We start from the raw sequence: 8,151 nt of genomic DNA on the forward strand, positions 1-8,151 counted from the left end.
GGCTGCGATTTCGTTTTCGCTCGCGGAACTATGCCGCGCGAATTCTTCGATTTCCCGCCGATAGCGGTCGCGCGTCTCGAAATCCATCTGCGCGTAGGCGTTCGCGGGGTCATTCCGCAGTGTGTCATCCAGGTGCGAAAGCGATTCGACGAGCTCCGGCCAAGTCACGTCATCCAGATCGCGCAGGCCGCCGATCACCGACCGGACGACCGATTCCGCGTCGCCCGATTCCAGCCGGCCTTCCGCCACCACCGCCGCGAGCCGCTGCAGCAGGACCGACTTCAGCATTGGGCGGATGGCCCACAGTTCGGCGAGCGTTAGAACCGTGTGTTCCTGCCAGTTTTCAAAGAACCGGCGCAGCGTTTCCTCATCCAGATGTTCAGGCCCTTGTGCGATCAATTGCGCGGCCGCCCGTTCGATGCGCGGTTCCCCGCCTTTCTCGTCGCGCGGGAGGCGCCGGAAGTAGCTGCGCGGCATCGATTCACGCGCTTCACGCACCTGCATGCGCAGGAACCAGTAGTTCTCTAGCAGCCACGCGGCGCCGGCCGAAGTCGCGCGTCCGCCGCGCGCATCCGCGATGATGGCCTCGCACGCGCTCTTCAGCTCGCGTTCGAAGGAGCGCGTCATGGGCATCGATGAGTGTCGGCCGGTCATGGATTTGTTACCGGTAGCTCGAGGCCTGGAGCTCAAACATATCGGCGTAACGTCCGCCGCTGTCTAGCAACTGTTGGTGGGTACCCTGCTCACGGATCATTCCGTTCTCGAGGACGACGATCCGGTCACACATCCGCACGGTCGAAAACCGATGCGAAATGAGCAGGGCCATCTTGCCTAAAGTCAGCTCGGCGAAACGCAGGAAAATTTCGTATTCCGAGGGAGCATCCAGGGCGGCCGTCGGCTCGTCGAGGATCAGCAACTGCGCATCGCGCGCGTACGCCCGTGCCAGGGCGAACTTCTGCCATTCGCCGCCGGACAGGTCCACGCCGGATTCGAAGCGGCGCCCGAGCATCTGATCCATCCCGTGCGGCAGCTTGGCCAGAATCTCGGATGCACGGCTCTTTTCCGCGGCCTCCGTCATCCGTCCCTCATCGCCCAGATGCTCGATGCGGCCCACGCCTATATTTTCCCGCGCCGTCATGTCGTACCGGACGAAATCCTGGAAAATCACGCCGATTTCGTGCTGCAGGCTCTCGATGTCGTAGTCCCGCAAATCGATTCCGTCCAGGAAAACGGCGCCGTTGGTTGGGTCGTAAAGCCGGGAAATCAGCTTCACCAGTGTGGTTTTGCCCTGACCATTTTCGCCGACCAACGCGATGCGTTCACCGGGGTGAATGCGCAAATCGAGCTGATTCAAAACCAGCCGCTCGCTCCCCGGATATTGGAAGCTGACTTTCCGGAATTCGAAACCTTCCTGGATGTGGCGCGGGGCGGGGAGAGCGACTTCGCGTGTCTTGATGCGCGGTTTGACGGCGAAGAACTCCAGCAGGTCAGTCAGAAACAATGCTTGATCGGCGATTCCGGTGAACGTGGAAAAGATCAGCTGGATCTGGCTGCTGGTGCCTTGCAGCGCGCCGGCGAGAAACGTGAGATCTCCGACGCTGAGGCGGCCTTCGAGCGTTCGGATCACCAGCCAGGCATACGATCCGTAGTAACCGATCGAGCTCACAAATCCTAGCGCCGATCCGGCGATCACGCGGCGCTTCAACAATGCGCGATTGCGCGTCAAAACCTGATTTGTAATGCCGGCAAACCGCTCCCGCAGGTAGTCGCCCAGGCCGAAAACCTTGAGTTCTTTCGCGCCTTCTCTTTTGGTTGCCAGATCGCGCAGATAATCGAGCTGCCGGCGCAGCGGCGTTAGACTGAACGCCAACGAATAACCCAGAAATGCGAAATGACTTTCGCCAATAAACGCGGGGACGACGCAGACAAACAAGATGACAAACAAAATCGGCGAATAAAACACGACGCCGAGCGAAAGAGAGATCAACGTGATGAACTGCTGCGCGAGCCGGCCGAGCGCATTCAACATGCTGATGCGGTCGGTCGCCTGCACGCGCGCGCGTTCCAGCTTGTCGTAGAACACCGGGTCTTCGAAGGACTGCAGATCGAGCGTCGCGGCGTGGCGCATGATGCGCTCGCTGACTTCGCGCGAGAACTCGTCCGCTAGCCGCGCATCCGTGTAGTCGATCACCCGGTTCAGGATGTTCCCGACGGCGGCGACGGCAAATTCGCCGGCCAGCAGCCACCAGATGGCGGTGGGGATCGGGCCGCCATGGTGAGCGGCTGCCGCGACGACGATGTTGATGATCAGCCGCCCGATCGCCAGTGCCGCCAACGGCAGCAGCGCGACAAGAAAGCGTAGCGCGAGGCCGGTCGCGCACACCACAGGCGCGGCCTTCCAAACGATTCCGAGAACCGGCGGAAGGTTCTTCAGCGCCTTTACCCGGTCACGCCAAGCCTTCACTTGGCTATTCACAGCGTTCGCCATGGGGACGGCCCGTTAGATTGCCCTACTCAGGCACGAATACAGCCGCTTTAGGGCGAGATGAAATGGTGAATGGGGCTTTCAATACGTTGGCGCAGGTACAGCCAAAGATTAGGGCTTCGGCGGCTGAGGAGGGGGATGTGGTGGCGGAGGAACGGGCTTTGGCGTCGGCGGCCAGCTCTTTTCGACGCGTTCCGGATTAGCCATTCCCGGCGTTCAGATGGTACATATCGAAGACGCGATGCTGCCACTTGCCGAGGAGTCGCTGGTCATTCGGGGCCTCGGTCGTGGCCAGCTCAGAAGGTTCACGCTCTTGCTCGATGATTCGCTCGAATCTAAGCTCTGCGTCGGGATCGTAAGCGTGATTCCAAAGGCGATCGTATTCCGACGCTATTCGGCTCCACGCCGAGTGAAACCTGGCCATCGCGATGATCTTGCCATCCAAGTTCAACGCCATCGAGTAGGCAGTAAGTCCAGCAACAAGCAACGATAACGTTACGGGAATGGCTCCGGGAGATTTTCCAATAATCGTTGCCGCTGCACCCGATGACAGAAAAAACGATAAGCCTGTTATCCACTGCTTCCGGCGAGTATAACGGGTCGCCAGATCCCCGAAGTATAAAGCACGGGTCTCCGCGTTGAGCATGTTCTCCCATACTTTGTTGATTTGAAATTCGTTAAGCATAGAAGACCCCCTTTGACCAAGAGCGGCTCCCCGCTCCCTATCGCTCATAATCGCACAGAAACGATCAGACGGGACTCAACCGTAATCCTGCTTATACCGCCTGCGCAAGGTCAGTCGAGAGGGTAACCGGCAGCTTCATCACGAAAGTAGTTCCGTGTCCCGGCTCACTTTCGAAGTCAATCGTCCCGTCGTGCAATTGCACAATGCGGAAGGTCATGGAAAGCCCGATTCCCGAACCTTTCTCCTTAGTTGTGAAGTAAAGGTTGTAGATCTTGTCTCGGACGTCGTCCGGGATCCCCGGGCCGCTGTCCGAAATCCGAAGCTCGGCTTGATCGCCGCGCGCCGTGGCGGAGAAGCGCAGTGTGCCCCCCTCCGGCATCGCCTCAATCGCATTGACCACAATGTTCAGCACGGCCTGCTTGAAGAGATCGGGGTCGATGGTAATCGTCACCGGCTGCTTCGGGCTTTCTACTTCCAGAGTAATGTTGGAAGCCGAAGCTTGCGGGCGCGCCAGGTCCGCCAGTTCCTCTACAAAGTCGTGCAGATCGGTCTCGACCAGATTGAGCTGCACGGGGCGCGTGAAGTCCAGAAACGTCTTGACCACGCGATCTAGCCGTAGGATCTCGCTGGTCAATACGTCCATCTGCGGAGTTACATCGTAGTCGCCATGGGCTAACTTCAGCTTGGCTAACTCCACGTGCATCAGAATGGCGTTCAGCGGGTTCTTTACTTCGTGAGCGACGCCGCTGGTCAGACGGCTGATGGCCGATAGCCGGTCCGCGGTCTGCAATTGCTTGCCGATCTGCCGGGTCGCTTCCGGATCGCGCATCCGAATGAGCATTCCGGAATCCGCCAGGAACTCGACGGAAACCAGCGCGATTCGCAAGTGCCCCCCGCCATCTTTCTCCAGATTCAGCGGCACGGCGCGGTTCTGAATGGGGCGTCCGATCTGCATCGACTGGGATAGGAGCAGCCCCATGCTCGTCCCCGGCGGGAAAACGTCGCTGACGGTTAGGCCCACGAGCTCTACGCGGGGCCGGTCAAGATAGGACTCCACTCCGCCCGCCGCGGCGATCAGCCTTCGGTCGCGCCCGAAGATCAATACGGCATCTTCCATCTCGCCCAGGAGCCGTTCAAAGTTACCCTTCAGGTCGCTGAACTCGGTTTGTGCGCCGCGCAGCTGCTGGCCGAGCATACTGACTTTTGAAGCGACGATTCCGAATTCGTCCGGAGTATTCCCGGAGCTCACCTGCTGTAACTCATACTGCCCGCCCGCTACCATGTCCAGCATCTTGCCTAACTTGCCCAGCGGATGAAAAGCGATGATGGCGAACACGAATGCGGCGAGAACCGCGAAGACAACCGAGAAAATAGCCACCCACGCATGCTGGTGCAGGATCGGCGCGACCATCGTACGGATTGCGGACGGCAAGAGAATCACATGGATCACATCCGTTTCGGCGTTTGTCTCGGGGTCCCTCTGAATGGCCGAAATCTCGAACGGATCGCGCGTGTGGTACAAAGCCCAATACTTCCGCCACCAGGGTTGGCCGTTCACAAACGCTGTGAAGTCCGCACGCGGCGTGTAAGGCTGGTCCAGCAGGGATGCGTAGCTGTCGGCCACTACGCGACCACTCGGATCGCTTACAACGATCTGATCGACGTTGTGGGATGACACCGCCAGATGCGACAACATGCGGTCAAGAACCGGCGAGTGTTCGATGGTGCTTACACCGTTCGCCGCTTTAACGAACTTCGCTTCCTTGCTGACTAAAGTCGGGACGAACTTGAGAATCTCCTGCCCGTGCTCGAGGGCGGAATCGAATTGCCGGTTGACCGCGCTGGCCAGATCGGAGAGCGAAACAATCGTGACGATGGATGCCATGACGAGCATGGACCATAACGTCAGTCGAGCCTGAAGCGTCATCGGCGTCTCGCGCCCTAGACCGCGAGGAGCAACTTGCCGGCCGTCTTACGCGACTCCAGATCACGATGCGCTTGCGCCGCGTCCGCGAGCGGATAGGTGTGATCGATGCGCAGGTGCAATTTGCCGGCGGCAATCCAATTCAAAACGTCGCCCGCCAGCCGATCGAGTTCTTCCGTGGTGGCCGTATAATGCCCCAACGACGGACGGGTGAGGAATAGCGAGCCTTTCGGGTTCAGGATATTCGGATCGATGGGCGCGACGGGGCCGCTGGATTGCCCGAAGAGCACCATCATTCCGCGCGGTCGAATCACGTTCAAGCCCTTCAGGAAGGTCGACTCGCCCACCGAATCGTAGATCGCGTGTACGCCTGTACCGTCGGTTAGCCGCTTCACTTCCGCTTCGAAATCCTGCGTCCGGTAGTTGATCACTTCATCACAACCGGCGGCACGTGCGATATCGAGCTTCTCGGGCGAACCCGCTGTTCCGAAGACGCGAGCGCCGAGCATCTTGGCCATCTGGACGATCAATGCACCCGCGCCGCCGGCGGCCGCATGAACCAGAACCGTCTGCCCGGCCTGCACCGGAAATGTCGCATGCGTCAGATAGTGTGCCGTCATGCCTTGCAACATCGCGGCCGCGGCTTGCTCGAACGTCACGTGGTCAGGGAGCTTCACGAGCAGGTTCGCCGGAACCGCCTGCAGTTCGGCGTAGGAGCCGCGCGCCATGGCATAGGCCACGCGATCTCCCGGCTTCACGTTGTTGACTTCACCGCCCACCGCGCGCACGATGCCCGAGGCTTCACTGCCGGGGATCATCGGCAACGGCGCCTTATAGAGACCTTTGCGGAAGTAGACGTCGATAAAATTCACGCCCGAGACTTTGATCTCGATCAACGCCTCGTTCGCGGCGGGCGTCGGGTCCGGAACATCCTGGAGTTGCATCTGCTCGGGACCGCCCAGCTCATTTACTTGGATGGCTTTCATGTTTTCTCGAATCGAATGCGCCAGGCCCGGCGCAAATGGGTAACCGCCGCATAGGTTAGCAGATACGCCAGGATCGCCGGAAACGCGGCCACCCGCGCGACCGTGCGCCCCGCGAATTGCCCGGAGAGGCCGAGGCGCTTGAGCGCGAATCGCTTGATATGGCCGATGTGCGCCGTATCGAACCAGAAGTAGTCCGCGTTCTCATTGATAATTAGAATCTTGGCCGGCAGTTTGGCCGCGAGCCACCACTTCCAGCGGGTCATGATCTGCTCGTCCGAGCAGATCATCGCGACGACCGTCGCTCCTGATTTGCGCACCCGCCGTAATAGGTTCGCGCGATCCGCCGCTGTCGGGTGATCCTGGGTTCGATACACGGCCGCGTTCTCCGCAAGCCCGGCGGGCGCTCCTCCGTAGCACGTAATCACATCGACCGACGTCAAGTCAGTGAACGAAACGCTCAGCTTGGGAAGCACGCGTTCCGTGATGGAGCGGTTACCGCTCTCGACCAGCAAAATGCGTTCAATGCGCGGGCAACGCGCGGTCAGGTATCGCATCGCGTTACCGCGCGTGCTCCAGGCGCTTCAAGTCCTTGCGCGCGTCATCGAGCGTCGGGTCTTCGCGCAGCGCGAGGCGGATCAACTCCGTGGCTTGATCCACGCGCCCCTGCTTTTCCGACACCAGCGCCAACTGATAGCGCGCTCTTCCTCCACTCGGCCGGTCGCCTTCCTGCGGCTTGTTTAGGTAGTGCTGCAGCAGCGCTCCCGCGGCATCCAGGTTCTTGCCCGCTAAAAGGTATTCGACCGCGGCCGCGTAGTAAGGCGATACGTCGTCCGGATCGAATTGTTCCGCTGTTGCGACCAGTCCGTCTACTTCCCGGACGCATCCCTGGATCGCCGCGAGGGCCGCGAGTATTTGCCAGGAGTCGGTCCGAGCCGGATCGAGTTCGAGTGCCAGACACGCGTGCTCGTCCGCTTCGTCGGCCCGTGCCGGGCCGGCCTTCTCCAGAAACGTTGCCAGGCCGATCTGCGCTTCGTAACTCTTGGGGTCTGCCGCAACCGCTTTTCGCAACAGCGCTTCTTCGGCGGCCGCGTCTTTGCGATCGTGCGCCAGAGAAGCCTGCGCAAGATAGCCGCGGGCCGGATCGATCGCCGTCAGTTGCTCGCCGAGCTTCTGCGCAGCCGCCTTATCGCCCCCGATGAAGGACGGCGCATTCTCGTCATAGAGCATCAGCCCGTAGATCGCGTCCGCGTTTTTCGGATCGATCGACAGCGCCGCGTCCAGCTCTTTCCTGGCGCGCTTGGCTAGCGCCAGTTGCTTGAACATGCCGGCATGCACGGCCATCTCGCCCACTACGGCCGCGGCTTGCACATGGAACGAAGCGTTCGAAGGATCAACGGCGATAAGGTTTTCGGCCAGTTCCAGCGCAATATCGAACTGGCCGAGTCCAAGTTCGATGCGGGAGAGCAGCAGGTCGTGACGGTTCCGCTCGGCGGCGGTCGTGTCGGGCGTGACCGGATCGGCGGTTAGTTGCGCTAGAGCGCGGCGGTAGTGACCGTGGTCGAGCAGCTCGCTGATCGTTTCGTGGGTTGCGTCTGGGGTCGCGTCTGGGGTCGCGGGTTGGGCCGGATTGTACTGCGGCACCGAGCAAGCCGGAAGAGTGGCTGTGCATAGCGTCAGGAGTAGCCCGATCCGAAACACCAATCCAAGAGTTAGCACATCTTGTTTCGGATTGCTGCGTCGTGCCCGGCACTTACCCCACCGGCTGATTCCAGCGCGAAATGACGCGCTGTTCACGCTCGTACCCGAGGACGCTGATCGTCGCCGTCCCCAGCGCGAATAAGCGCGCCGCGCGAGGCGGCAGCGCGAGCCAACACGCCGTCAGGATACGAAGTACGTGCCCGTGCGCGAAAAGCGCGACATCGCCGCTTGACTGGGTAGCGCGTTCGATCACCTTACTCGTTCGCTCGTAAACCTGCTCGATGGTTTCTCCGTTGATGACGCCATCGGTGAACAGGTTCCATCCGGGACGGTCTTTCTGGATATCAGGAGTTGAGCGGCCTTCGTAATCGCC

General features: G+C 60.5%; 8 protein-coding genes. All 8 read right to left on the bottom strand.

Features of this window, described 5'->3' with window-relative positions; genetic code table 11:
• Positions 1-627: hypothetical protein (locus H1Y01_RS00685; protein ID WP_180538172.1), on the bottom strand; the 627-nt coding region annotated here is incomplete at its 3' end.
• Between the two features lie 34 nt (positions 628-661).
• A complete protein-coding gene (locus H1Y01_RS00690; RefSeq protein ID WP_219341152.1) occupies positions 662-2,464 on the bottom strand; it encodes an ABC transporter ATP-binding protein in 1,803 nt (600 codons plus the stop codon).
• 220 nt (positions 2,465-2,684) lie between these two features.
• Positions 2,685-3,218, bottom strand: coding sequence for a hypothetical protein (locus tag H1Y01_RS00695; RefSeq protein ID WP_180538174.1), 534 nt, complete (start codon positions 3,216-3,218; stop codon positions 2,685-2,687).
• Positions 3,219-3,261: 43 nt separating this feature from the next.
• The gene (locus tag H1Y01_RS00700) at positions 3,262-5,097 is read right to left on the bottom strand and encodes a sensor histidine kinase (RefSeq protein ID WP_180538175.1); all 1,836 of its coding nucleotides are present in this window, start codon (positions 5,095-5,097) and stop codon (positions 3,262-3,264) included.
• Positions 5,098-5,111: 14 nt separating this feature from the next.
• Positions 5,112-6,080, bottom strand: coding sequence for a quinone oxidoreductase family protein (locus H1Y01_RS00705; RefSeq protein ID WP_180538176.1), 969 nt, complete (start codon positions 6,078-6,080; stop codon positions 5,112-5,114).
• Positions 6,077-6,634, bottom strand: coding sequence for a hypothetical protein (locus H1Y01_RS00710; protein ID WP_180538177.1), 558 nt, complete (start codon positions 6,632-6,634; stop codon positions 6,077-6,079). The genes H1Y01_RS00705 and H1Y01_RS00710 overlap by 4 nt, the downstream gene beginning before the upstream one ends.
• 4 nt (positions 6,635-6,638) lie before the next feature.
• Complete coding sequence (locus H1Y01_RS00715; protein WP_180538178.1) at positions 6,639-7,796, bottom strand: tetratricopeptide repeat protein; 1,158 nt, start codon at positions 7,794-7,796, stop codon at positions 6,639-6,641.
• Positions 7,797-7,830: 34 nt separating this feature from the next.
• Positions 7,831-8,151 (bottom strand): histidine phosphatase family protein (locus tag H1Y01_RS00720; protein ID WP_180538179.1); only part of this gene is annotated, 321 nt, incomplete at its 5' end.

Source organism: Nevskia soli, assembly GCF_903970205.1.
Classification (GTDB): Bacteria; Acidobacteriota; Terriglobia; order Bryobacterales; family Bryobacteraceae; genus Bog-113.